This window comes from Xanthomonas sp. NCPPB 3570 (assembly GCF_056725115.1).
On sequence record NZ_CM161513.1, the window covers coordinates 2568894 to 2591839 of the forward strand.

The 22946-nt window shown below is 70.1% G+C and carries 22 protein-coding genes; 13 read left to right on the plus strand and 9 right to left on the minus strand.

The genetic code is table 11. From position 1 onward, the window contains the following. Positions 1 to 40: 40 nt before the first annotated feature. Positions 41 to 427: a c-type cytochrome gene (locus AC1PLR_RS11175; RefSeq protein WP_481100692.1), complete on the plus strand. Its 387-nt coding sequence runs from the start codon at positions 41 to 43 to the stop codon at positions 425 to 427. Positions 428 to 434: 7 nt separating this feature from the next. Beyond that, positions 435 to 896, plus strand: coding sequence for a c-type cytochrome (locus AC1PLR_RS11180; protein WP_481101017.1), 462 nt, complete (start codon positions 435 to 437; stop codon positions 894 to 896). A 406-nt stretch (positions 897 to 1302) separates the two neighbouring features. On the opposite strand, the gene AC1PLR_RS11185 is transcribed toward AC1PLR_RS11180, so the two are convergent. Together AC1PLR_RS11185 and AC1PLR_RS11190 are read right to left on the minus strand one after the other, a co-directional pair. Beyond that, the gene (locus tag AC1PLR_RS11185; RefSeq protein WP_481101018.1) at positions 1303 to 3027 is read right to left on the minus strand and encodes a transmembrane repetitive protein; all 1725 of its coding nucleotides are present in this window, start codon (positions 3025 to 3027) and stop codon (positions 1303 to 1305) included. A gap of 12 nt (positions 3028 to 3039) precedes the next feature. Next, complete coding sequence (locus AC1PLR_RS11190) at positions 3040 to 3636, minus strand: NfuA family Fe-S biogenesis protein (RefSeq protein WP_019800223.1); 597 nt, start codon at positions 3634 to 3636, stop codon at positions 3040 to 3042. An 86-nt stretch (positions 3637 to 3722) separates the two neighbouring features. Here AC1PLR_RS11190 and AC1PLR_RS11195 point away from each other — a divergent pair, with 86 nt between their 5' ends. The 4 genes from AC1PLR_RS11195 to AC1PLR_RS11210 all read left to right on the plus strand — a co-directional run bounded on the left by AC1PLR_RS11195 (position 3723) and on the right by AC1PLR_RS11210 (position 7373). Further along, the gene (locus tag AC1PLR_RS11195; protein ID WP_010343877.1) at positions 3723 to 4064 is read left to right on the plus strand and encodes a 4a-hydroxytetrahydrobiopterin dehydratase; all 342 of its coding nucleotides are present in this window, start codon (positions 3723 to 3725) and stop codon (positions 4062 to 4064) included. A 5-nt stretch (positions 4065 to 4069) separates the two neighbouring features. Continuing rightward, positions 4070 to 4501 carry an energy transducer TonB gene (locus AC1PLR_RS11200; protein ID WP_420009748.1) on the plus strand — a complete coding sequence of 144 codons (432 nt, stop codon included), beginning with the start codon at positions 4070 to 4072 and terminating at the stop codon, positions 4499 to 4501. Between the two features lie 85 nt (positions 4502 to 4586). Continuing rightward, a complete protein-coding gene (gene zupT / locus AC1PLR_RS11205) occupies positions 4587 to 5408 on the plus strand; it encodes a zinc transporter ZupT (RefSeq protein ID WP_019800225.1) in 822 nt (273 codons plus the stop codon). A 126-nt stretch (positions 5409 to 5534) separates the two neighbouring features. Next, positions 5535 to 7373, plus strand: a complete 1839-nt coding sequence (locus tag AC1PLR_RS11210) for a DUF3300 domain-containing protein (protein ID WP_481101019.1) — start codon at positions 5535 to 5537, stop codon at positions 7371 to 7373. A 46-nt stretch (positions 7374 to 7419) separates the two neighbouring features. Here AC1PLR_RS11210 and AC1PLR_RS11215 read toward each other — a convergent pair whose 3' ends face one another. Further along, positions 7420 to 8409: an RluA family pseudouridine synthase gene (locus AC1PLR_RS11215; protein WP_481101020.1), complete on the minus strand. Its 990-nt coding sequence runs from the start codon at positions 8407 to 8409 to the stop codon at positions 7420 to 7422. 394 nt (positions 8410 to 8803) lie between these two features. On the opposite strand from AC1PLR_RS11215, the gene AC1PLR_RS11220 reads away from it, so the two are divergent. Then, complete coding sequence (locus AC1PLR_RS11220) at positions 8804 to 12370, plus strand: Rne/Rng family ribonuclease (RefSeq protein WP_481101021.1); 3567 nt, start codon at positions 8804 to 8806, stop codon at positions 12368 to 12370. 551 nt (positions 12371 to 12921) lie between these two features. Here the strand turns inward: AC1PLR_RS11220 and AC1PLR_RS11225 are convergent. After that, positions 12922 to 13569 (minus strand): response regulator, encoded by a 648-nt coding sequence (locus tag AC1PLR_RS11225; protein ID WP_010342586.1) that lies wholly within the window; start codon positions 13567 to 13569, stop codon positions 12922 to 12924. A 462-nt stretch (positions 13570 to 14031) separates the two neighbouring features. On the opposite strand from AC1PLR_RS11225, the gene AC1PLR_RS11230 reads away from it, so the two are divergent. The 3 genes from AC1PLR_RS11230 to AC1PLR_RS11240 all read left to right on the plus strand — a co-directional run bounded on the left by AC1PLR_RS11230 (position 14032) and on the right by AC1PLR_RS11240 (position 16286). Next, positions 14032 to 14499 carry a GNAT family N-acetyltransferase gene (locus tag AC1PLR_RS11230; protein ID WP_481101022.1) on the plus strand — a complete coding sequence of 156 codons (468 nt, stop codon included), beginning with the start codon at positions 14032 to 14034 and terminating at the stop codon, positions 14497 to 14499. 217 nt (positions 14500 to 14716) lie between these two features. Continuing rightward, positions 14717 to 15571, plus strand: a complete 855-nt coding sequence (locus AC1PLR_RS11235) for an AraC family transcriptional regulator (protein WP_481101023.1) — start codon at positions 14717 to 14719, stop codon at positions 15569 to 15571. A gap of 76 nt (positions 15572 to 15647) precedes the next feature. Beyond that, positions 15648 to 16286: a LysE family translocator gene (locus tag AC1PLR_RS11240; RefSeq protein ID WP_481101024.1), complete on the plus strand. Its 639-nt coding sequence runs from the start codon at positions 15648 to 15650 to the stop codon at positions 16284 to 16286. A 25-nt stretch (positions 16287 to 16311) separates the two neighbouring features. Here the strand turns inward: AC1PLR_RS11240 and AC1PLR_RS11245 are convergent, their stop codons facing one another. After that, positions 16312 to 17499 (minus strand): DUF2252 family protein, encoded by a 1188-nt coding sequence (locus AC1PLR_RS11245; RefSeq protein ID WP_481101025.1) that lies wholly within the window; start codon positions 17497 to 17499, stop codon positions 16312 to 16314. Positions 17500 to 17847: 348 nt separating this feature from the next. Here AC1PLR_RS11245 and AC1PLR_RS11250 point away from each other — a divergent pair, with 348 nt between their 5' ends. The 3 genes from AC1PLR_RS11250 to AC1PLR_RS11260 all read left to right on the plus strand — a co-directional run bounded on the left by AC1PLR_RS11250 (position 17848) and on the right by AC1PLR_RS11260 (position 19847). Then, a complete protein-coding gene (locus AC1PLR_RS11250) occupies positions 17848 to 18426 on the plus strand; it encodes a DUF3617 domain-containing protein (protein WP_481101026.1) in 579 nt (192 codons plus the stop codon). A gap of 291 nt (positions 18427 to 18717) precedes the next feature. Further along, complete coding sequence (locus tag AC1PLR_RS11255) at positions 18718 to 19047, plus strand: hypothetical protein (protein WP_481101027.1); 330 nt, start codon at positions 18718 to 18720, stop codon at positions 19045 to 19047. Between the two features lie 41 nt (positions 19048 to 19088). Further along, positions 19089 to 19847, plus strand: coding sequence for a BPL-N domain-containing protein (locus tag AC1PLR_RS11260; RefSeq protein ID WP_481101028.1), 759 nt, complete (start codon positions 19089 to 19091; stop codon positions 19845 to 19847). 25 nt (positions 19848 to 19872) lie between these two features. On the opposite strand, the gene AC1PLR_RS11265 is transcribed toward AC1PLR_RS11260, so the two are convergent. The 4 genes from AC1PLR_RS11265 to AC1PLR_RS11280 are packed head-to-tail and all read right to left on the minus strand — an operon-like array spanning position 19873 to position 22889. Beyond that, positions 19873 to 21177 carry a hypothetical protein gene (locus tag AC1PLR_RS11265; RefSeq protein WP_481101029.1) on the minus strand — a complete coding sequence of 435 codons (1305 nt, stop codon included), beginning with the start codon at positions 21175 to 21177 and terminating at the stop codon, positions 19873 to 19875. Beyond that, entirely contained in the window at positions 21174 to 21764 is a 591-nt protein-coding gene (locus AC1PLR_RS11270) for a hypothetical protein (RefSeq protein WP_481101030.1), read from the minus strand. The genes AC1PLR_RS11265 and AC1PLR_RS11270 overlap by 4 nt, the downstream gene beginning before the upstream one ends. Continuing rightward, on the minus strand, positions 21751 to 22329 hold the full coding sequence (locus tag AC1PLR_RS11275) for a hypothetical protein (RefSeq protein WP_481101031.1): 579 nt from the start codon (positions 22327 to 22329) through the stop codon (positions 21751 to 21753). Before AC1PLR_RS11275 ends, AC1PLR_RS11270 begins: the two co-directional genes overlap by 14 nt. After that, positions 22326 to 22889 carry a hypothetical protein gene (locus tag AC1PLR_RS11280; RefSeq protein WP_481101032.1) on the minus strand — a complete coding sequence of 188 codons (564 nt, stop codon included), beginning with the start codon at positions 22887 to 22889 and terminating at the stop codon, positions 22326 to 22328. Before AC1PLR_RS11280 ends, AC1PLR_RS11275 begins: the two co-directional genes overlap by 4 nt. Positions 22890 to 22946: the final 57 nt, after the last annotated feature.

Below are 22946 nucleotides of genomic sequence, written 5' to 3' on the forward strand. Positions count from 1 at the left end.
CCACGCCGGAACCCCAATCCGTCCTCCGGACCACGAAACCATGCGCACGCAGCCGCTAGCCGCTTGTTTTGCTCTGGCCGTACTCGTTTCTGTTGGGGCCGCCCCGGCCATGGCGCAGACCGCGCCGGCGCCCGCCGCTCCCGCCGCCGCCGCAGCCGCGGCGCCCGCCCCTGTGCAGGGCAATGCCGCCAACGGCCGGGTGCTCACCTACACCTGCCAGGGCTGCCACGGCGTCACCGGCTACAAGAACGCCTACCCCAGCTACCGCATCCCCAAGATCGGCGGGCAGTCGGCGCAGTACCTGACCCAGGCGCTGACCGAATACCGGCTCGGCAAGCGCAAGCATCCGACCATGCAGGCCCAGGCGGAAAGCTTCTCCGACCAGGAGATCGCCGACATCGCCGCTTTCCTGTCCACCCTCAAGTAGGCCTCCCATGCCGAACGCCGCGCACGCCTTGCGTCCCGCCCTCGTCCTGCTTGCCGCCCTGTGCCTGGGGGCCTGTTCGCAATCGCAGGTGGAATCCACCAGCAAATCCGCCGGCGACCCCGGCCATGCCAGCGGCGAGCACGGCTCCGGCTCCTCCGCCGGCCTGCCCGGCGGGCGCATCGAGGCCGGCGACAAACTGGCCCACGCCAAGGGCAAGGCCACCGGGCAGAGCTGCATCGACTGCCACGGCGCCGAAGGCAACGCGCCGATCGACCCGACCTATCCCAAGCTCGGCGGCCAATACGGCGACTACCTCGCGCACGCGCTGCAGGCCTACCGCGGCGGCACCCGCACGCATCCGCTGATGAGCCCGCAGGCGGCGCAGTTGAGCGACCAGGACATCGCCGACCTGGCCGCCTACTTCGGCTCGCGCAGCAGCCAGTTGCGCGATTTGCACGGCGTGAACTGAGCGCAGCACGCGCAGGCAGCCACGCACACCGCATGACGTGCGTGGTCGCCTGTACCATGGTGCGCTGAGCAGCGGCGGCGCGGCCGCACGCGGTGCGCTCCGGATGTCCGTTCGCATCACGCTCAATCTGTCGCTCCGGCGCCATCCAACGCGAGGGCCACGCGCAGGAGCGGCTTCAGCCGCGACCAGGCTTCATCGGGAACGCCCGTCGCGGCTGAAGCCGCTTCTACGAGACAGCACGCCGTGCGCGACGGATCGTTTGGAGTTGTCTTTCCGCGGCGATGAGCCCTCTAATTGAAAGCCGTGCCGCTGAAGCGGCCCACTCAGTGCAGCCGCGTCGCTTCGCATGTGCTGAAAGCTGGTGATGTGCGGCGCCCTCTTGTGACGCCGAGCCGCACCCCGCAACTCAGCGACTACCGTTGTCTTCCTGCAACTCGCGCTTGAACGGGACGTTCGGCGGCGGCCGTGCGCCGGCCGGCTGCTCGTTGAGATTGGGATCGGTGATGCTGCAGCCGCCGCCCACCTGCAGGATCGAGATCACGCAGGAAATGCTGCTGGTGGTGCCGGGAATCGGGATCTTCACCGACTTGATGCCGCGCCGCACCCACTCTTCCAGCAGCGTCGCGTTCGGCAGCCAGTACTTGTCGAACGAAGTCGGCGTGTAGTCGTACGGCGGACGCTTGAGCCACTCACCGGCCTTTTCGATGCGCTCGCGCGTCCAGGTGTCGGTGTCCGAGCCGGGCGCATTGCGCGCCGGCGCCTGGTCGTTGCCGCGGCCATCGGCCAGGCGCACGCTGCCGTCGGCATTGAACAGGCCGCCGCCCTTGCTGGCGCCCGCACCGGCATCGCCAGGGCGGTTGCGGGCGGCCGCCCCCCAGTCGTCGCCGCGCTGCGGCGTGGCCCAGCCGCCATCGCGGGCGACCGGCGCAGGACCACTACCAGAAGCTGCGGCCTGACTACCGGGCGGTGCGGTGCCGGCCGCAGCGGCGGTCGGCTTGGCAGTCGCACTGGCCGCAGCGCCGGCAACGGCGGCCGGCGCCGACTGCGGTGTCGGCGCGCTCGCCGGCGTGGTGTCCGGGCTGGCGGCCGGGGCAGCCGGCGGTGCCGGCGTGGGTGCGCTCGCGGTGGCGGCATTCGGCGTCGGCACTTCGATCTGACGCACCTGCGGCACCTCGGCACTGCGCAGCACCGGTGTCGGCACCGGCGTGCGCAGCTGTGGCGCCGGAACCTGCACCTGCGGCAACGGGGCCGGCACCTCGCGTTCGCGCACCTGCACCTGCGGGGCGGCCGGGCGCGGCACCGCGATGTCGCGCGGCCGCAGCTGCGCCACGGTCGGCACATCGGTGACCACCTCGACCTCGCGCACCGGCACCTGCACGTCGGGCGGCACCACCGCGCGCGGCGTCGGGACCGGCACACGCACGCTCGGCGGCGGCGGCAGCACGAAGTCGCGGGTGGGCGTGGGCGTTTCGGTCACCTGCAGCGGCTGTTCCGCTGGCGGCGGCGGGGGCGCACTGGCCGTAGTCGGCGCGGGCACCGGTGGAACAGGTGCCGGCGCTGCGGCCGCTGCCGGCGCAGGCGCTGCCGCGGCTGGCGGCGTCGGGCGCGCGCGCGCAGACGCGGCACGCTGCGCATGCGGCGGGGTCGGCGACGCTGCATCCGCGGACGCGGACGCTTCGGCCGGCGCACCGCCGCCGCTCTCGGCGGGCGTGCCGCGGCCGACGAATTCCACCTGCACGCGTCCGGCTTGGTCCGCGTCGGCGCGCGGCGGCAGCCAGCGCACGAACGCCACCCACAGCAGGAACACCGCGAACAGCAGATGCAGCAGCAGGCTGAGCAACACGGCGATGCGCCGCCACCAGCGCTGGTCGTACGGCGCCGGGTCCCAGTGCTGCCACCACAGGCGGCAGAACGCCTGCCACAGTGGCAAGGCCGGCAGACGCGTGGTCACCGGCGGCTGCGCCGGCGGCATCGCCGCAATCAGCTCGGGGGCGGCGAACGGCCGCGGCACGGCGGGTTGCGCCGCGATCCAGTGCGCCCATGCGTATGGCAGACCGGTGCGGCGGTCGCGCAGCAGCTTGCGCGGCGTGCGCGCCAACAACACATCAAGGATGTCGGTGGCGCGCGTCACCGGCAGCGGGAGTCAGGCGGCCGAATCGCGCGGAATGTAGGGAGCGCTGCCGCTGTCGTGGTCGGTGGCGTCGCGTACCGCGGTCACCCCGGGCACGCGGCCCATCAGCGTCTTCTCGATGCCCTGCTTCAGGGTCACGTCGGCCATGCCGCAGCCGTGGCAGCCGCCGCCGAAGCGCAGCAGCACCACGCCATCGGCGGACACTTCCTGCACCGCCACGCGGCCGCCGTGCTGGGCCAGTTGCGGATTGACCTCGTTTTCCACCACCCAGCGCACCCGCTCCACCAGCGAGGCCGCCTCGCCCGGCGCTTCGCCCTTGATCTTGGGCGCCTTGATGGTGAGCTGCTGGCCGGTGCCCTGGGTGACGTAGTCGATTTCGGCGCCGTCGAGCCAGGCGACGCTGTCGGCCGCCACGTACAGAGTGAAGCCGGCGCAGTCGATCGCCCATTCGTCGCCGGCCAGGTCCGCCGGCTCGGCGAACTCCAGCCGCGCATCCGCGCGCGGGGTGCCGGCATCGACCGCGCTCAGGCGCACGCCCATGCCGGGCACGGCCTCGCGTTCGAGCAGCTTGCGGAAATGGGCCTGTGCGTTGTCTGAGATCTGGATCATGCGGGTATTCTAGACCCTTCCACGCCCTGCGCTCATCGCGGGCGGTATGTTGATCGGCCCTGTCCGTTCCACCGCAGAGACCCTCCATGAACGACCTGATCCCCCTCGCCCAGGCCCATTGCTCGCCCTGCAAGGGCAGCGAGTACAAACTGACCCAGGCGCGCGTCGCCGAACTGCTGCCACAGGTGCCCGGCTGGGAAGTCGTGGAGAACGGCACTGCGATCAGCCGCACCTTCCGCTTTCCCGACTATTACCGCACCCTGGCCTTCGTCAACGCGCTGGCCTGGATCGCGCACCGCGAGGACCACCACCCCGACCTGGGCGTGCACTACGACCGCGTGGTGGTGCGCTATTCCACCCACGACGTCGGCGGCCTCAGCGAGAACGACTTCATCTGCGCCGCCAAGGCGTCCGCCCTTCCGGAATGATCACGATGACCGCCACCGCCCGCCGTCTGCTCCCCCTGGCCTGCCTGAGCACCGTGTTGCTCAGCGCCTGCGGCCAATCCCAGCAATCCCAGACACACACCGTGGCCCAGCCGCCGACCGAGGTCGCCGCGGTGAAGACGCCGCCACCGGACTACCCGATCGACGTGGCCTGCGCCGGGCTCGGCGGCACGGTGGTGCTGAAGGTGGTGGTCGGCGTGCAGGGCAAACCGACCGAGGTGGACGTGGTCACCGGCAGCGGCCAGGCCAAGCTGGACGCCTCGGCGCAGGAGGCCGTGCGCGGCTGGACGTTCAAGCCGGCCACCCGCAACGGCCAGGCAGTACCGTGGACCATCCAGGTGCCGGTCAACTTCAATCCGCCGCAGCCGCGCCCGGACCGTTGCTTCGCGCTGGACGCGCAGGCGCACAAGGCCGGCTGAACCACGGGCGCGCGCCGCGCGCCTTCACGCGACACCCGCAGCGCGCCGGGTCTGATCGACGCCTCTTCTTCGGAGCCGCCGGCGCATGCTGGACATCCCACTGCACAACGTCCTGGTCGCGCTCGCCGTGACCCTCGGCGCCGGCCTGGCCACCGGCCTGGGCAGCGTGCTGGTGCTGTTCAGCAGGGGACCCAATCCGCGCCTGCTCGCCTTCGGTCTGGCGTTCTCCGCCGGCGCGATGGTGTATGTGTCGCTGACCGAGATCCTCGGCAAGTCGATCGCCGCCTTCAGCGCGGCCTTCGACCCGCGCCTGGGCCAGGCCTACGCCACCCTGGCGTTCCTGGCCGGCATGGTGCTGATCGTGGCGATCGACCGGCTGGTGCCCAATCCGCACGAAAGCCTCAACAGCCGCGATCCGCTGTTCCGCGACGACAACCGCGCCTACGTCAAGCGCGTCGGCCTGCTCACCGCGGTGGCGATCACCGCGCACAACTTCCCCGAGGGCCTGGCCACCTTCTTCGCCACGCTGGAAAGCCCGGCGGTGGGCATGCCGCTGGCCTTCGCCATCGCCGTGCACAACATCCCCGAAGGCATCGCCATCGCGGTGCCGGTGCACTACGCCACCGGGCGCAAGTCCTATGCCTTTGCCGCCAGCCTGCTGTCCGGCCTGGCCGAGCCGATCGGCGCGCTGATCGGCTACGTCGCGCTGGCGCGCGTCCTGTCCGAGGCGGTGTTCGGCGCGGTGTTCGGGCTGATCGCCGGGGTGATGGTGTTCCTGGCCCTGGACGAATTGCTGCCGGCGGCCAAGCGCTACGCGCAGGGGCACGAGACGGTGTACGGCCTGGTCGCAGGCATGGCCACGCTGGCGCTCAGCCTGGTGCTGTTCCGCCTGTCCGCGCCGGTCTGATGACGGCGGCCGACGCCGGCTGAACGCGCGCTCGCTGGCCTGCGCGACAACGCTGCGCAGAAAGGTCGCAGACACCCAAGGCGGCGCATGCTGCGGCCACCTTCGCCCCGCTCGATGAGGTGTCGCATGGATCTCCGCCCCTTTCCTCCGGCCAGGCTGGCCCTGTTCACCGCCCTGAGCGTGGTGGCACTGGGCGCCTGTCAACGACAGGATGCGCCCGCCCCCGCGGCCCAGGCCGATGCGCCAGCCCCCGCCGCAGCGCCCGCACCTGCCCCCTACGTCCCGCCCACCGCCGACCAGCTGTATCAACTGGTCGCGCCGATCGCGCTGTTCCCGGACAAGCTGCTGGCGCAGACCCTGGCCGCCTCGGTGTATCCGGACCAGGTGGTGTCGGCGCAGGACTGGCTGCGTAACAACCGCACCCTGTCCGCCACGGACCGCCTGCAGGCGGCCGCGGCGCAGCCTTGGGATCCCAGCGTCAAAGCGCTGACCGCCTTCCCCGACGTGGTCGACCAGTTGGCCGGCAACGGCGACTGGACCCGCGCGCTGGGCGACGCCTACGCCCACGATCCCAACCAGGTGCTGGACGCGGTGCAGGTGATGCGCCAGCGCGCGCAGGCACAGGGCCACCTGCGCAGTACCCCGCAGCAGCGCGTGCAGGTGGTGCAGCGCACCGTGGTGGAGCCGGCCCCGGCCTATGCCGACGCGGTGCCGCCGCCCACCCGCACCATCGTGATCGAACCGGCGCAGCCGGATGTGGTCTACGTACCCCGCTACGACCCCGACTTGGTCTACGGCGCACCGGTCAACGTCTACCGCGAGTACCGTTACCGCCCGCCGCGCCCCTACTACGACACCGGCGACCTGGTCACCGCCGGCATCATTTCGTTCGGCGTCGGCGTACTGGTAGGCGACGCGCTCGAACATCACCACCACAGCGTGTTCGGCTGGCTGGAACCGGCGCCGCCGTGGCACAGCTGGGGCTGGAACAACTGGGGGGTGAACTGGAACGCGCCGCCGTCGGCACCGAACTACGTGGTCTACCGCAACAGCGTGTACGCGCCGCGCACCACCATCATCAACAACCACTACGACAACCGCAGCTACGTGCACAACGACTACCGCGGTGCGCCGCCGCCGGCCGCGCCGATGGGCGGTCCGGGTGGGCAGCAGGCTTTCGCTGGCGCGCATGCGCCGGGGGCCGCGATGGCCGCCGCGGCGATGGCGGCGCGCACTCCGGCAGCCGCATTCGGGCCGACCCGCGCGCAGCCGCCGGCGATGCCGCAGACCATGCCGCATTTCACCAACCAGATGTTGCAGGCCGGCCGCCCGGTGGCAGCGATGCCACCGCCGGTGCAGCGCCTGCCGGCTCCGGGCACGCCAGCGGCCATGGCCGCCGCGCGCGACCAGCGCCTGCTGCCCGGTTTCGCCCAGCGTGCCGCGGCTCCGCAACGCAGCGTGGCGATGGCGCAGCCGAATGCGCCACGCACGGCACCGTCGATGCCGGTCCCGCAGTTCCATGGCCGGCCGGTGCCGCAGGCGCTGACGCCCAGCCAGGCGCCGCGCGAGGCCATCGCCAATCGCGGCATGCCGGAAGCGCGCTTTGCGGAACCGCCGCGGCGCGGCGACCCGGGCATGCAGTCGTCCGGTTTCGCTCGCGAGATGGCCCGTGCGCAGCCACCGCGAGAGGCGATGCCGGCCGAAGCGCCGCGCGCCCAGGCCTGGCATGCGCCTGCGCCCCAGCGTGAGGCGCGCGCGCAGGAGATGCCGCGCGAGACGATGCGCGCGCCAATGCCGGAACCGCGCCAGGAGCAGCGTCAGGAACAACACCAGGAACAGCGCGTGGCCCGGTTCTCCCCACCGCCGCGCATGCCCGAGCCGCGGCCGGCCGAGTCGCATCCGGCACAACGCCCGGCGCCCGCCCACCACGACGGGCACCACGATCACGACCATCACGAAAGCTGAGCGCAGCGCGGGGGCGGCGGCAGCAGGCCGCTCCCGCGGGCTTGGCTCAGCCGAGGCGGTTCAGCGCCTCGGCCAGTTCGTCGGCCAGCGGTGCGTTCAATAGATAAGGTGTCTTGCCGTCGTCCAGGCTGAATTCCAGCGAGGCGGCATGCAGGAACAGGCGCTTGAGCCCGATCTGCTCCCGCAGGCGCTTGTTGACCGTCGGATCGCCGTACTTGTCGTCGCCGGCGACCGGATGCCCGAGGTGCTGGGCGTGCACGCGGATCTGATGGGTGCGGCCGGTCTCGATCCGCACCTCGCAATAGGAATGCCCGCCACGCCGCTCCAGCACCCGGAAGTGGCTCAGCGACGGCTTGCCGGCCGCGTTCACCTGCACGTGGCGCTCGCCGCCCTGGCGCAGGCCGATGTGCAGCGGCGCGTCCACGCTCATGGTGCCGTCGGGCATGCGCCCGACCAGCAGGGTCAGGTAGCGCTTGCTGATGCCGCGGCCCTGGACCCGGTCGTCCTCGCGCATCAGCGCCTGCAGCTCGGTCAGCGCCGAACGCTTCTTGGCCACGATCAGCAGCCCGGAGGTGTCGCGGTCGAGCCGGTGCACCAGCTCCAGCGACTGATCGGGACGTAGCGCACGCAGCGTCTCGATGGCGCCGAAACTGATCCCGCTGCCGCCGTGGCTGGCGACACCGGATGGCTTGTTCAGCGCCAGCAGCCGCGCGTCCTCGTACACGATCGCCGCCTCGAGCCGGGCCATGAACGCATCCGGCGGCGCACTCTTCTCGCCCTCCTCGGTCAGCCGCACCGGCGGGATTCGCACCTCGTCGCCGGCTTCGAGCTTGCGCTCGGCCTTGGTGCGGCCGCCGTTGACCCGCACCTGGCCGCTGCGCATCAGCTTGTAGATCAGGCTGCGCGGGGCGCCCTTAAGCTGGCCGAGCAGGAAATTGTCTACGCGCTGTCCGGCCCTGTCTTCCGGGACCTTGAGAATGCGCACCGCGCTGGTCGCGACATCGCGCGGCTTCGGAGGGATCGGGGGGGAAGTCATCAGGCAGTTTATTCTGTTACACTCGGGGGGCGAGATAAGGGTTTGATTTCGTTGGAAGTTAGTTGAGGGCCAGAAGCCCGGCTTACGACGATTCCGGCACAGTGCGCGACCACCGCCCCCGGGGCGGCCATGTTAGCGGCTCACCGGCCTACCCGGCCATCGCCGGATGCCGCAAGCGTCCGCGCTGAACATGCCCCGTGCGGCACCCAGCCTGGCTGGAGTCGCCGCCGGTCCTGAACCACCTAAAAGCAAAAAGCGCTCCCGCGGCTCGCCGTGGTGTCGTAGCGCTGGAAACCCAAGACGCCCACCCCGCGCCTGCGCGATGGGCGACGAAGCGTGACCAGAAGCGAAACCCCATGGCGTTCCGCGCGGTAGCAGCGCGAGGAACGCAACAATGAAGCGAATGCTGATCAACGCCACGCAGGCAGAAGAACTGCGTGTGGCCATCGTGGACGGCCAAACCCTGTACGACATCGACATCGAGCAGCCGTCCAAGGAACAGAAGAAGTCCAACATCTACAAGGGCCGCATCACCCGGCTCGAACCCTCGCTGGAAGCGGCCTTCGTCGAATACGGCGGCGAGCGCCACGGCTTCCTGCCGCTGAAGGAAATCTCCCGCGATTACTTCCAGGCCGGCGTCGACCACAACAAGGCGACGATCCGCGAACTGCTGCGCGAGGGCCAGGAAGTCGTGGTGCAGGTGGACAAGGAGGAGCGCGGCAACAAGGGCGCGGCCCTGACCACGTTCATCTCCCTGGCCGGCCGCTACATGGTGCTGATGCCGAACTCGCCCAGCGCCGGCGGCGTCTCGCGCCGGATCGAAGGCGAGGACCGCGCCGCGCTGAAGGAAGCGCTGGACAAGCTGAACATCCCCGACGACATGGGCGTGATCATCCGCACCGCCGGCGTCGGCCGCGATGCCGAAGAGCTGCAGTGGGACCTGGACTACCTGCTGCAGGTGTGGAAGTCGATCGCCGAGGCCGCCCTGGCCAAGCCGGCGCCGTTCCTGATCTACCAGGAATCGCGGCTGATCATCCGCGCCCTGCGCGACTACCTCCGCGCCGACATCGGCGAGATCCTGGTCGATACCGAGGAGATGTACGGCGACGCCAAGGAGTTCATGCAGCAGGTGATGCCGCAGAGCCTGCGCAAGCTCAAGCACTACACCGACGACATCCCGCTGTTCAACCGCTTCCAGATCGAGTCGCAGATCGAGGCCGCCTACGAGCGCAGCGTGCGCCTGCCCTCCGGCGGCTCGATCGTGGTCGACCAGACCGAGGCGCTGACCGCGGTGGACGTCAACTCCTCGCGCGCCACCAAGGGCAGCGACATCGAGGACACCGCGTTCCAGACCAACCTGGAGGCGGCCGAAGAGGTCGCGCGCCAGCTGCGCCTGCGCGACCTCGGCGGCCTGGTGGTGATCGACTTCATCGACATGGCCTCCAACAAGCACCAGCGCGAGGTCGAAAACCGCCTGCAGAACGCGCTCAAGTACGACCGCGCGCGGGTGCAGATCGGCCGCATCTCGCGCTTCGGCCTGCTGGAGATGAGCCGCCAGCGCCTGCGTCCGTCGCTGGGCGAGTCCAGCCAGATCGTCTGCCCGCGCTGCGACGGCCACGGCCGCATGCGCAGCGTCGAGTCGCTGTCGCTGTCGATCATCCGCGTCGCCGAAGAGCACGCGATGAAGGAGAACACCGGGCAGGTGCTGGTGCAGGCCCCGGTGGAGATCGCCAACTACCTGCTCAACGAGAAGCGCCGCGCGCTCAGCGAGATCGAGAAGCGCCACGACGCGCCCATCGTGATCGTCGCCGACGAGCAGTTGCACACCCCGCACTACGAAGTGACCCGCCTGCGCGAGAACGAGCTGGGCGAGGAAAGCACCAAGCCGAGCTACCAGCGCGGCACCCCGCGCAAGCTGCCGGTGCACGCGCTGACCAAGGCGCAGCTGAACATCCCGGCGCCCGCGGTGACCAATGTGAAGCACTCGCAGCCGGCCCCGGTGCGCGAAGTGGTCGAGGAACCGGTGGCCGCACCGGCTCCGACGCCGGTGGTTGCGCCGGCCCCGGTCGCGCCGCCGGCCACCGGCGTGGTCGGCTGGCTGAAGCGCATCTTCGGCGCCGGCGACAGCCCGGCCCCCGCCCCGGCCGCGGCCGAGCCGGCCCAGCGCCAGCGCCCGCAGGACGGCAACCGCAACCGCAACGACCGTGGCGATCGCAACGACCGTAACGCCCGCCGCGACGGCAACCGCAACGGCGGCCAGGGCGGCAATGCCGCCCGCGGCAACGGCAACAACGGTGGCGGCAACGCGCGCCGCGACGAGCGCCGCGCCGGCAATGGCAACGGTGGCGCCGCGCCAGCCGGGCAGCAGAACCAGCAGCCCAAGGCGCCGCGCAACGAGCAGGCCGCGCAGCAAGCCAAGCCGCAGCAGCAGCCGCAAACGCCGAAGCCGCCGAAGCAGCAGCAGCCGCAGAACCCGCCGCGCCAGCCGAAGCCGCAGCAGGAGCCGGCGCAGGCCGCCGTGCAGGGCGACAAGCCGCAGCGTCAGCCGCGCGCCGACGAGGCCGTCGCCAAGCAGCAGGCCGCGCCTGTCGCGACCGCTCCGGTGACGCCGGCGCAGGACGCCACCACCCTGGCCGCCGCGGCAGTCGCCGGTGGCGCGATCGCCGCGACCCAGGAACCGGCAGCGGCCGTCGAGGCCGCCACCCCGGCACCGGTGCAACCGGCACCGGCCGCCGCCGCAGACAGCATCGACGCGCGCGAAAGCGCCGCGGAAACCGCGCAGGCCGTGCCCGCTGGCGAAGGCGCCGAGGGTGAGGACGGTACCGGCGACGCCGGCGGCCGCCGCCGTCGTGGCCGTCGCGGTGGCCGCCGCCGCCGCCGTGGCAATGGCGAAGCCGGCGCTGCCGGCGATGCCAGCGGGTTGGACGATACCGACCTGGATGCCGGCGACAGCGACAGCGATGGCGAAAGCGCGCAGGCGCCGAGCCGCAGCCAGCCGGAGTTCGACTTCGACGACGACGCTGCCACCGACGCGCCGTCGGCCAAGCCGCAGCCGCCCGTGCAGGAGAAGCGCGAGCCGCAGGAAAAGCGTGAGCCGCGTCGTGAGCGTCCGGCTGCTGTCAGTGCACCGGCACCGACCGATGACGCAGCCCAGGCCCCCGCGCCGATCACCGCCGACCCCGTGCCTGCGCCGGCCACCGCACCGATGCAGCCAGCCGCTGCCGATGCCGTGATCGCATCGCCTGCGCCGACCGCGCCGACCGCGCCGACTGCACCGACCGCTGCAGCGCAGGGCGTCAGCGCTGCCGCGGTGGCCCACGCCGATACCGTGGTGGCTGCGGCACCGGCTCCGGTCGCCGCGACCACGCCGGTTGCGCACGAGCCGGTCGCCGCCGAGCGCGCGGCAGCGCCGTCCGCGCCTGCAACCCCGGCCGTCGCGCCGGCTGCGCCGCAGCAGCCGCAGGCGGTCGCGACGTCCGTCGAGCAACCGACCGCCGCCGCCAAGGCGCCGGTTGTGGAACCGGAGGCCGCGGATGCCACGGCGACGGTCGAGGATCCGGCGAGCGTGACTGCACCGGCGACGGCTACCATCGCGCCGAGCGCGGCGCCGACGACCGCGCCCGCCGTTTCCGCGGAACCGCGTGCCGAGGAAACCGCGCCGGTCAAGCCGGCCTACGCGCCGGTGCAGGCCACCCTGCTCGACGCCTTCGCCGAGGCACCGGCGCAGGTCCCGCAGAGTGACGACGCAGCGGCCGCAGCGCCGGCCGAGCCTGCATCGGCGACCCTGGCGAGCGACAGCAGCGCCGCGGTCGCCACGCCGGTCGCACCGACGCAGGCGCAGGTCGCGGCTGCAGACGAGGCGGACAAGAAGGAGCGTGCCGCCGCGGCTGCGCAGTCCGCAACGCATGCGCCGCATACCGCGGACAAGGCGGACGGCGACGAGCACAAGGATCGCGGCTGATCCACGCGCGTCCGTTTGCAGTAGGGAAAAGCGGCCTTCGGGCCGCTTTTTTCATGGGCGCTGCGAAGCGCGCGCAATGCGGTAGTTCAAGGCGATCGCCCGCATGCGCGAGACTTCAACGCATCCTGCTCGGGCTGCCATCCCGTAGGAGCGGCTTCAGCCGCGAGGCCTCACCGGTAACGCCTCGTCGCGGCTGAAGCCGCTCCTACGAGAGCAAATGGTCGCGCACGTGATGCGTGGAAGGCGGCGACTGGCGTTGTCCTGAAGATGCCCCAACACCTGCACGCCCATGTCGTTGCAGGCTTGCTGCAGCAGTGCCTGACGCATCCGCGAAGAGCGCCTGCAGCCTCCTCCACCGCGCTTGCGCCAAGTGATGCCGCGGCGGCACCCAACCATCCCGACCGCGGCACTCGCGAAGGCACGGGACCTCGGCGAAGCCGGCGAACGTTTGGTCGCAGTCGATCCACCACGAACAAGTCCCCTCGTTCGCGCAAGCAAAACGCAAAAGCGGCCCGAAGGCCGCTCCCATGCAGTCCGACCAGTCCCGGCGATTACAGCGGGTGCGCCGGATCCAGCAATCCGTATTGCGTGGCCAGGCGCGCCAGGGCGATGTTGTCCTGGATCCCGACCTTCTCGAACAGCCGCGCCTTGTGCGTGTTGACGGTCTTGGCGCTGAGGCTCAGGCGCTTGGCGATGTCTTCCTGGCGCAGGCCGCGGGTTAGCAGCAGGGCCACTTCCAGTTCGCGCGGCGACAGCGCGTCGAATGGCGAACCGCCGCCTTCCAGATTGGCCAGCGCCAGGTTCTGCGCGATGTTGGCGCCGAGGTAGCGCTTGCCCATCGCCACGTCGCGCACCGCGCGCAGCAACTCCTGCGCATCGCCGGCCTTGCCGACGTAGCCGGACGCGCCGGCTTCCAGCAGGCGCTTGGGCAGCGGACCGTCTTCCAGCACCGACACGATGATGACCTTGGTGCCGTGGTCGCCCTTGACGATGCGCTCGGTGACCTCCAGCCCGCTGACGCCGGGCATGTGCAGATCGCACAGAACGATGTCCGGCTTCAGCTGCCGGATCTGCGGGAGCGCATTTTCGCCGCTGTCGGCCTCGCCGACGATCTCGATATCCGTTTGATTCGACAGGATCAGCTTCATGCCCGTCCGGACAAGAGCGTGATCATCGACCAGAAAAACCCTGATGGCCATCTCGTATAACCCCAACGCAGCGGATACCGCACCATCCAGACTATCTGCGTGAATTATTCAGGGCAAGACGAATTCGTAGACAAACGACGATGCTTCACGGGGTGCTCATTCACACCTCGCGAAACGTCATGATGGCGTCATCAAAACCCTGCCGAGCTTACTCAAGGCTCGGCACGCAGGGTCGAGTGACCTGCCTGCGCTTTCCTCGGAAGGCGCGCGACGGTCCCTGCGTCAGGCCGAGGCCAGTATGCTGGCACGGTGGGAAAAGCGTTATCAGGACAATCCTGATCTCACGTCAGAATTATCTGACCCTCCCCCTTCTCGCTCCCGGACACTCCCTACCGCGGATTCCCGGACAGAGCCGGCGAAATTTTCCGACAACCGGCTTGGGAAATGGCCGACGCACGTCATCGCGCTTGGTACGACCACGATGCGCGTGGCCGCCTGCGGCACACTGCGCGAATGAACAAGATCCACCCCTACGCCAGACAGGACTACGCCGCCTGCCTGGGGCTGTTCGACAGCAACGTCCCGCAGTTCTTCGACCGCAGCGAACGCGCCGCGTTCGAGCGCTTCCTTGATCAAGACGTCGGCGCCTGGCACTACCTGGTCGTCGTCCGCGCGGGCGCGGTCGTGGCCTGCGGCGGCCACGCGCTGCGCGCCGACGGCCGCGTCGCCAGCTTCGGCTGGGGCATGGTCGATCGCCGCCTGCACCACCAGGGCCTGGGCCGCGCACTGACCCAGGCCAGGCTCGACGCCTGCCGGCGCAGCGCCGGCCTGGCGCGGATCGAATTGGACACCAGCCAGCACACCCAGGCGTTCTACGCGCGCTTCGGCTTCACTGTCGAACGCGTCGTGGCGGACGGCTACGGCCCAGGGCTGGACCGGTGGGACATGGCGATGGATCTGGACCGCGCGCGCGACGGCTGAGGTTGCATCCACACGCAAGCGCAACCTGCGGGGTCAGTTTTCCCGTCAACGACATCCGCAGGCGGCGTTGCGTGATCGACGCCCTGCGCCGCGCGTAGATTCGTTCGTGCACCGCACTTGCGCACGCACGATCGTCCCGGCCGGCAGCCCTGCTGCGGCCGTTCGGTACCATGGCGGCATTGCGCAAGCGCGCCCTTCTCTCCCGCCACGCAGCGCCATGTCCCGTTCCGCTCCCTCCACACGTCTCTCTCGCGCCGATCCGACCGCGCTGTTCTGGCGCGACCCGGCGCTGCCGTTCGTGGAAAGCCGCCGCGCCTGCGACAGTCGGGCCTGCTACAGGCCGCACCTGCATCCGACGTACTCGATCGGCGCGGTGGATAGCGGCCACAGCCTTTTCAGCGGCGTCGACGTCGGCCCGATCGCGCTGCGCCCGGGGACCATGGTGTTCGTCCCGGCCGAGCGCGTGCATGCCTGCAACCCGGCCCCTGAGTCGGCATGGAGCTACAAGATGCTGCATCTGGAGGCGGACTGGCTGCAGGCGCTGCGCGAGGAGGATGCGGGAGCCCTCACGCGCGCGGCCGAGCCGATCCGGATTGTCGATGCGCCGGCGACCTACACGCGCTTCTGCCAGCTCAACGCACTGCTGTTCTCCGATGCCGAGGCCGGCGCCAAGGAAGCCGCGCTGATCGCGTTCATCGGTGATCACGACACCGAGCAAGGGATGCGGATCGAGTCCCCTTGCGCGCCAGCGCACCTCGCCGCGCAGCTCCGCCCGGCGCTACAGCGCCTGCGCAGCGCTCCTGCCGCCGACATCGCCTTGCAGGAATTGGCCGAGCTGGCAGCAATGAGCCGCTATCGCCTCATCCGCGCATTCCGCACCGTCACCGGGATGACGCCGCATGCCTGGCAGCTCAATGCGCGCATCAATCTCGCCAGAGCGCGGATCCGCCAGGACGCGCCGCTCGCGCGCCTGGCGCAGGAACTGGGCTTCGCGGACCAGGCGCATTTCCAACGCGTGTTCAAGGCGCATGCGGGCGTCTCGCCGGGCCGTTTCCGGCGATCACGCGGGTAGCCTCCGCGCAATTTCGTTCAATCCGCGCCCGGCCGCGATCGCCACACTGCGACGCACCGCGTTCACGTGTGGCCCGATGGAACAGTTCCTGATGATCGCCGCAGCGCATTTCCTGGCGCTGCTCTCGCCTGGCCCCGACTTCTTCCTGGTCGCCCGCACCTCGCTGTCCGCCGGTTGGCGCGTCGCCAGCGGCGCCTGCATCGGCATCGCCCTGGCCAACGGCGTGTTCATCGTCGCCGCCTTCGCCGGCACCGCGGCCCTGCGCGCGGACAGCCGCGTGTTCGTCGTCCTGCAACTGGCGGGGTGCGCTTACCTGCTGTATCTGGGCGTGCTGTTCCTGCGCCACGCCGGCCATGGCACGCTGGACGTCTCCGGCCAGCGAGATCGTGCGGCTCCTGCAGCGTCGGTCGTGGCGTGGTGGCGCGCGGCCGGCATGGGCGCGCTGTCCGGCCTCCTCAATCCAAAGAATGCGCTGTTCTACGCCAGCCTGGCGGCGATGCTGACCGGGCCGCACGCCAGCGCCGGCTGGAAGACCTTCTACGGCGCCTGGATGTTCGGCGTGGTGCTGCTGTGGGACCTGCTGGTCGCCGTGCTGATCGGCAACCGGGCTGTGTTGCATCGCTTCGCGCAGGCGTTACCGTGGCTGGAACGTGGGTCCGGCATCGTCCTGATCCTGCTCGCGGTGGGCGTACTGGTGGCACTGGCACTGCGTTGAAGGATTCGCCGCGTCGCGTTCGCCCTCAGGCGGCCAGCGCGTAGCGACGGCAGTGCTCCAGATAGCCGGCCTCGTGATGGCCGGCGAGCGCGACCACGCTTTCCCAGAGCCACGACGGTGCGTCGATGGCCTTGCGCCGATCGGCGTTCAGCAGTTGGAGCCACCCGGCGCGCGTCCGCGGCTTCATCTGCCGCGCATGCGCCTTGCCGACGACGAAGGCGAGATAGCGTGCCGAGCGCACCGCCTCGGCGTGGTTGAACTGGTCGACTTCGAGTTTCAGATCGCGCGGCGAGAGTTCGCGAATGAACAGCGAGCGGCCCAGCATGTGCACCGGCATCATCCTGCTGCCCAGGTAGGGCGACAACGCCCGCGCCGCGGCGATGACGCGCTCCGCGTTGTCCGCCGGCATCCGCACGTCCGGCGCCGCCGGCGCGATCGGCTCAACCGCCTCCTTCAGATCGACCAGCGCATAGGACCAGTGGCCCTTGCCGGTCTTCAGCGCGACGATCGCCGCGTAGCGCAGCAGGCCCAGCGAACTGCAGCCCTTCATCCAGTACGCCGCATCGACCAGGCGCACTTCGCGATCCTTGGGTTTCCCCTTCAGCGACAGCACCATCTGCGCCACCTTCGGATCGGCGAACAACCGCTCCAGCGCCTCGCGCTCTTCCGGCGCCAAGGCCCAGAACTTCTCGCCCAGCGGGATGCGCGGCTCCACCGCCTGCAGGCGTTCCTTGGCCAGATGCCGCCAGCGCCGGCCGAACGCCTCGCGGCGGATGCTGCGTACGGTCTCGGGTTCGGTGCCCGGATGTTCGCGGGTCGGGTCGGCGATCGCCGCGCCGTATCCGTCGATCATCGCTTCCATCATCCGCGCCGTGGTGACGCCGGGCAGGTCCGAGCCGCGCGCCGCGGTGGCCAGCGACAGGCCCAGGCGGATCAGATCGTGCGCGGGGTTGCCGATCACGCCCTGGTCGAGGTCGCGGATCTGGATCTCCACGCGCCCCTCGCCGTCGGCGACCGGGCCGAGGTTGCCGAGGTGGCAATCGCCGCAGATCCAGATCGCTGGCCCCATCGGCACGCGCCGCGCCGCTGGCGACGCTGCCAGCCATTCGTAGAACCTGGCGGTATTGCCGCGCACGTAGGCGTGGGCGGAGCGGGCCATCTTCAGGGTGCGCTTGTCTTCGAGAATCGCGGGGCGTTCGGCGAGGCTTGGCATGGCGGGGAGAACCGATGCAATGGGCGTGGGGGTCACGCGCGGCGGCGCAGACGCTAGCAGAGCCGAGCGGAATGGTCCGTGCACGGCGGCCGCGGCGGCAACGCACTCCGTGTCTCCGGATCACGCGCGTTCGACACGCATGCAATCGCGCGGCGATATCGCGCGACTTCGCAAGGTTTCTCTGTTCCGTTGCAGCCGCTGAGCGAACCGACGACGGTCGGTTCGCCCGCTTCCCCGGTGCCGCTGCGGCGCCAGGCACGCGTCGCCAGCGAATGCCCGGCGTCGACGTGATCTTGATCACGCCCCCGGCTATGCTCCGCGCACCTCACATAACTTAGGGAGAAGTTCATGCGTCTGACCGTGCCGGCAACGCTTGCCGTGTGTGTGTTGCTCGCCGCCTGCAGCAAGGGCGGCGACAAGAACGGCGACAACGTCGCCATGTCCAACGCCTCGGTCGCCGACGTGGCCAAGGTGCAGGCGGCCAAACTGCAGCCCGGCCAGTGGGAGATGCGGATCGAACAGGTGAGCAGCGAGACCAGCGGCGGTTCCGGCAACATGCCGCAGATGCCGAAGATGCCGCCGAGCACCGCCAAGGTGTGCCTCACCGCCGAGCAGATCAACGATCCCGCCAGCCTCTTCGGCAGTGCCTCGCCGATGCAGAAGAACTGCGTGTACGACACCTTCAGCATGAAGGACGGCAAGATCGACGCGAAGATGCATTGCACGATGGGCGACATCAAGGTCGCCGGCACCAGCACCGGCACCTTCAGCGCCACCGAGATGGCCTCCGAATCGCACTCCACGATCACCGGCCTGCCGGGCGGCATGTCGATGAAGACGCACATGAAGATGGACGGCAAACGCCTGGGCGAGTGCCAGCCAGGCGACATCAAGGCCGGCAACACCAAGGCGCCGGCTGCAGGCTGAGCATGCTTGTCCCTTGAGGGCGGCGCCCGGCGCCGCTTTCCAGGAAGTCTTGTGCTTGTTCAACACGCCGCGATGGTGACCCGTCGCGGCGTTTTTCATGGGCGCGTCCACGCGCTTGCAGACGCTCGATCCACCTCTGACCACGCGCGGCCGCGCAGCGAAGGCAATGGGTTGTTCATGCCTGGTTGCAGGCGGATCGATTGATGTAGGTCGCCCACGCCAGTCTCCACTCCACAGCACCGCCGCCCTTTGCGGGCGCACCGTGCCGAACCACGACCAACAGGAGACACCATGCGCAACGCCCTTCTGGCCACGCTGATTGCGCTCACGGGTGCGCCCGCCATGGCGAGCGCACGCACGCCGGCGCCTGACTGTCACGCGGTGGTGCTGGCCGCAGTGCAGGACGACATGCAGAACACCTGGAACAAGGGCCAGACCGCGCCAGTGGACATCGCGCGCGACACGCCGTCGGGCGGTGCGTTCTGCACGCATGGCGGCAGTTGCCTGCCGCGCAAGGTCGCCAGTCAGGAGGCGGTGCGCCTCACCGATTGCAAGGTCGGGCCGTCGATCGGCGACGGAGACTCCCGATTGATTGCATTGCCGCGTGCGCACAAGCGCTGAATCTCCGACGTGCACCAGGAGCGCCAACCATGAAACTTCGATTGCGACTGGCAGCGCTGTGCTGCCTCGGGTTCGCCTGCGTGTCTGCAGCGAACGCACAACCCACGATCCGCGTCGCGGTCTATCGCGGTGCTGCAGGCTGCGACGACTGCTCCGAAACCGCCAAGGACGCGATCGAGGCGCTGAGTCCGCAGTACCAGGTCGACATCATCGGCCCGAAGGAGGCGCAGGACGTCACGCCTGCCACCCTGCGCGGCTACGCGGTGTATGTGCAACCGGGCGGCGGGCAGGACATTCCGGCCGCGCTGCAGGCGATGGGCGAGCGCCGGATCGCCGCCATCCGCGACTTCGTCGCGCAGGGCGGCGGTTATCTGGGTCTGTGCATGGGCGCGTATCTCGCCGACGACACCAACATGGGCCTGATCGGCGACGATCTCGATGGCGAGGTCGGGCGGCGCGGCTTCCCCGTCACCACCATCGATGAGGAGGCCGTCGCGGTTCGCTGGAAGGGCCAGCCCGACAGCGTCTTCTTCCAGGACGGCCCCTACTTCCCGCAGAGCACCCAGGGCGGCTTCCGCGCGCTCGCCACCTACGCCAACGGCGACGTGGCCGCGGCCCGCTATAGCTTCGGCCGCGGCACCGTCGTCCTCAGCGGTCCGCATCCCGAGGCGGACCGGAACTGGTTCGAACAGGCCGAGATCCCGCTGGACAGGATGCCCAGGACGCCGGTGCTGCGTGCACTGTTCGACGAATTCGCCACGCGGTCGTCGCAACCGTCATCTGTCCGTGTCGACCGCTAGAGGCAGAAGCCCCAGACAGGCCGGACTACTTCAACGCCCGCCAACTCCGCCCGGCACGGAACGCGCGCTCCAGCGTCGCCGCGAGCAGGCAGATCTTCAGCGTCTGCGGCAGGATGCCGTCGCCCGGATCGCTGGGCGTGCCCAGCACCACCGACAGCTGATTGGCAATCGCCTGCCACACCACCTGCGGGTGCGGGCCGATCAGCCGGGTCAGGCCCATCCAGGCCCAGGCCGAGGCCCAGTCCAGGGCGCGATACAGCACGATCAGCGTCACCAGCGCCGCCAGCCCGGTCGCGCCGGCCAGTTGCACGCTGTTGGCCGCGGCGCGATAGCGCGAGACGGTGCCGGCCCAGAAATGGCCGATGAAGTCGCGCAACCAGGTCGGCAGTTTTCGCCACAGTCCCAACGTACCGTCGACCTTGCTCGACCACTTGGCGGACGCATTCCATTCGGCATTGTGGACGTCGTAGCGGTAGATCAACGCGGCCAGCGCCAGCCAGACCACGGGCAACAAGCCCGAGAAGAAGATCGCCACCAGCGTGTCCGCCACACCCGGCGGCGCCTGCTCCACCGCGCCAGGCAACGCGGCGTGGGCGACGCCGATCGGATGGCTGATGCCCTGCCACAGTTGCTGGCCGAGATCGGCGATGCGCAGATGCGCCAGCCAGCGGAACACACCGCCCTTCCATTCGGTGAGCACGTACATGCCGACGAAGGTCCAGCCCGCCTCGCACAGCACGATCAGCACGTTCCAGGCGGGATGCGCGCTGCGCTGCTTCTGTTTTTTCGCCGCGCGCCGGATCAGCCACAGCAGCGCCACCGACGCCGCCAGCCACCAGCCGCCGGACACCTCGAACAGCGATCCCCGATAAGTCGGATCGAACGGATTGAACTGCCCCAAGCCCTCGCGCCCATAGGCGCGGATGGTCTCGCCGAGGAAACCCCAGGCGGCGTAGTAGGCGAAGAACGGCACCAGCGCCTGCGACACGATCGTAGACAGGCGGCGCAAGCGCGCCCTACCCGCCTCGTCTGCTGCCGACGCGTCGGCCTGTTCGGCCAGCGCCGCGCTGGCGATCCCCGGCAAGGCCGGGCGCAGCGTTTCGAACAGCAGCACGAAGATCACCAGCTTGACCAGCACCACCAGGGTCAGCGACAGCAAGCCGGCGAGCCGGTTCTGATAGCCGATCCACACCGCAGCTTGCAGCAGCAGTTCGTTGAGCAGCACGCCGGCCAGTGCCACGGCGAGCACTTGCGGCAAGTAGCGGAACCACAGCCGCAGCGTGTCGCTGATCAACCCCAGCGGCCCGCCGCGCAGCGCCATTTCGGTCATGGCGTTGCTCCTCTCGCGAAACGCAGGTAACGCGGACGACCGCCGCGCGTGCTCACGGTAAGTTGCAGCTGCGCGGCCACCGCACGCGGCACCAGATAGTAGCCGTCGATCGCCAACGGCACGCCCGGCTTGGCCGCGAACACGGCCAGCCCATCGCAGGCCACGCCGGGCGGTTCGCCCGGCTTGGCCAGGGCACGCTGCAACAGGTCCGGCACGGTATCGATCGCAGTCCACGACCGGCCAGTGCCATCGACCAGCTTGAGCGTGCAATCGCTCCATTGCGCGCCGGCGGCGCCGGGCACCAACGAGAGGCGCGTGCGCACGAAGGTGCGGTCGGCGGGCAGACCTGGCTCGAACGGCAGCACGTCGACCGATACCAGTCGGACGGCGGCACCGTCGTACTCCGTGGTCTGCGTCATCGCCACCTCGACCGGTCGCCATTCGCGCGCGTGCAGCAGTTCCCGCGCGTCGCGCCAGCCGGTCGCGGCCATCGTGCACGGCACCAGCACGGCCAGCGCCACCAGCGCGAGCCAGCGCATGCGCCGCTCTGAAACGGCCGGGGGCGCGTCGCGGTCAGAGGCGTGCATGCAGCGCATCCAGATCGAGCACATCGGTGACCGCCGTTGCGGGCGGGAGCGGCGGATAGCGCACCTGCGCCTCGGCCGTCAGCTGCGGGTCGCGGTCTTCCGACAGCACCAGCGTGCCGCCGGCCTTGGCAAGCGCGGACGGCAGTTCGAACACCAACACGTCCTTGCGCTCCAGCCCGGGCTGCAGTGTCTTGATCGACGACAGCACCGCGTCGCCCATCTCGGCGCGGCCGCTGGCGCGGTAGCGGCGGCCGTCGGGCGTCGCCCAGACCCGGCCATACACGCGTGCGGTCGCGCGCGCGACCTTCGACCGCACCGGCACCACCAGCCACACGCCGCCACTGTCGCGCTGCTGCACCGCGCCCGCCGCCTTGAAGCGGATGGTGCGCGCAAGTTGCGGCGTGCCGGCGTCCACGGCCAGATTGTCGGTCTGCACCCAACCGCTCGGCGCTCCGGACACCGCAATCGGGCCGGTGATGCGCTCGTAACGCGGCATCGTCCAGCGCATCCCGGCAAGCAGCACGAAGCCGAGCAGCAGGATCGCGATGGCGGAGAGCCGCTTCACGGCGCACCCGCCCCAGTGTGGGAACGCAGCGCATCAAGCGGCAACTCCACGACCCCGACCGGATGCGGATCGGTCCATATCGGCTGCGCGTAGAGATTGTCGAAGGCCTTGAAGGTCCTGGCGGTGATGTCGAAGCGCAGGCGGCCAGCCAGCTGTTCCGTCGCCGGATAGGTCCAGACCAGGGCGATCTGTTCCGGCAGGCCCGGTTGCAGTTCGGTGGTCGCCGCGCGATCGCGCAAGAGATAAGCACTCGGCCGCGCATCGGCCCCGCGCGGCGGCGTCTTCAACGTCACCGCCTGCACCAGCGAGCCGCTGGTCTGCGTGGTGCGATTGGTGGCCTGCAGATACAACAAGATCGCCTTGCGACCATCGCGCGACACGGTGTCGCCATTCGGCAGCCGGTCACTGGTTTCCACGTGGTCGAAGCGCAGCGACCACTCGCCAGCGGCGACGTCCTTCCCGGCCCGCAGCGCGGGCGGCACCGGCACCTCCTTGGCCTCGAACAAGCCGATGCCCCACCCCACCACGATCGCGGCAATGCCACCGATCCCGGCCAGCATCCGTGTCCGCCACTGTCCTAGAGACGCTTTGCTCGCCAAACCGGGTGACCCTTTTGG